The organism is Micromonospora sp. NPDC048843 (genome assembly GCF_040649965.1).
GTDB lineage: Bacteria > Actinomycetota > Actinomycetes > Mycobacteriales > Micromonosporaceae > Micromonospora > Micromonospora hortensis.
The window spans coordinates 1-1,472 of record NZ_JBEZGJ010000366.1 but is presented as its reverse complement, the minus strand read 5'-3'; the positions used below and the strand labels follow the sequence as shown (position 1 = coordinate 1,472).

At 70.2% G+C, this 1,472-nt stretch carries 2 protein-coding genes; both read right to left on the bottom strand.

All coding sequences use genetic code 11. From position 1 onward, the window contains the following. Window positions 1-105: 105 nt before the first annotated feature. Window positions 106-627 carry a PepSY domain-containing protein gene (locus AB0C20_RS36125; RefSeq protein WP_357569711.1) on the bottom strand — a complete coding sequence of 174 codons (522 nt, stop codon included), beginning with the start codon at window positions 625-627 and terminating at the stop codon, window positions 106-108. 106 nt (window positions 628-733) lie between these two features. Beyond that, window positions 734-1,288 (bottom strand): DUF5872 domain-containing protein, encoded by a 555-nt coding sequence (locus AB0C20_RS36120; protein ID WP_357569710.1) that lies wholly within the window; start codon window positions 1,286-1,288, stop codon window positions 734-736. Window positions 1,289-1,472 lie beyond the last annotated feature (184 nt).

Sequence of the window (1,472 nt, the reverse complement as noted above, 5' to 3'; positions counted from 1 at the left end):
CCAGTCCTCGCCCTGCTCGACCGGAACCACCGGGGCGTGCTGCCCGGGGTGCGGCAGGAACAGCGAGACGCTCTGGTTAGCACCCGGGGTGAGCGGCGGCCGCGGTCAGTCGTTGTCGTTCTTGTCGTCGGCGTCGTCGTCGTCGTCGTCAGCGTCGTCAGCGTCGTTGTCGTCGTCGTCGACCGGCTCCTGCTCGGCCTTGACCACCGAGCCGTTGTCCCGGTCGACGTCCACCTCGTGTTCGGTGTCGCCGGCCACGATCTCGACGCTCCACACCGGTCGGCCGTTCTCCTGCTCGGCCTCGACCTCGACGATCTGACCGCCGCCGGCCTTGGCGAGCGCGATCTCACCGGCGCGCTTCTCGTCGACCGCGCTGCCCGCGGGCGCGGTGCCGGTCGACGGCGTACCGGACGGGGTGCCGGTCGACGGCGTACCCGATGGGGTGCCGGCCGACGGCGTACCGGTGGCTGCCGGCGCGTCGGTGGCCGTCGGCGCGACGGTTGCCGCGGCGAGTGCCGTGCCGCCGGTCCGCGAGTCGTTCGCGGCGTTGACGCCGAGCGCGACCCCGGCCACCGCCAGCACCGCCGAACCGCCGACCGACGCCAGAAGCAGATTGGTGCGCTTCATCGTGGTGTCCACCTTTCCTCGGTTGTCGACTTCGAGGATCGGCCAGATCGGGATAGCACCGCGCTGTCCGGACGCTAAGGGCGGGTTAAGGCGGTCGAGGGCCGGGTCAGCCGCGCCGGTTGAGTTCCGCTTCCAGCCGCTGGACGAGCGTCTTGCGGTCCTTGCTGGCGCGCTCGTTGCGCAGCGCGGTCTTGAGCTGTCGCGTGTCGAGGCCACGGACCAGCTTGGCCGCCTCCGCGACCGACATCTCCGTCATCCGTCCGGCCGTGGTGGCGTCCCGACGCGCCCGTTTGGCCGGCCCGGTGTTGGCGACGTACTGCTTGCCGGATCGGGACGCTTCGCGCTTCTTCGTGTCGGTCGCGCGTTTCTGGTTCTCCGACATCTCCTCCCAGGCCTTCTGGGGCAGGTAGCGACTCGTGGTGGCACCCTTGCGCGCACGGGTGTCGCCGTCCTTCGTCTGCCACTTCTCGTTGCCCCAGCGCTGGAGAGACTTCTGCCGCTCGTCCTTTTCGCCCAGGAATCCGCCGCCGCGCTTCTTGTACTCCTGAGTGACCAGCTGTGACTTGCGCGCCGACCACTGCCCCGGCCGGCCGCCCTTGTCGGAAGCCTTGATTTCTTCCTTGATCTGCTCTCTGAGCTCGGGTTTCGTATACCGCGCCATGACTGGCAGCTACCCGGCACCGCAGCGGCTATGCGTCCCGCGGCGACGTCGGAGGCCCGAGCCGGAGCAGCACCTGCGCGCCGCCTCGCCGGCGATGCTCTGCGCGCTGGTGGAGACCGCCACCCAGCGCCCGTCGGCACACCGGTAGGTGTTGCGCGGGGCGTTGTTGTTGGACCGGTTGCCC

Coding starts and splice junctions, on each gene's coding strand:
- AB0C20_RS36120 (WP_357569710.1), bottom strand. CDS start 1,288: ATGGCGCGGTATACGAAACCCGAGCTCAGAGAGCAGATCAAGGAAGAA.
- AB0C20_RS36125 (WP_357569711.1), bottom strand. CDS start 627: ATGAAGCGCACCAATCTGCTTCTGGCGTCGGTCGGCGGTTCGGCGGTG.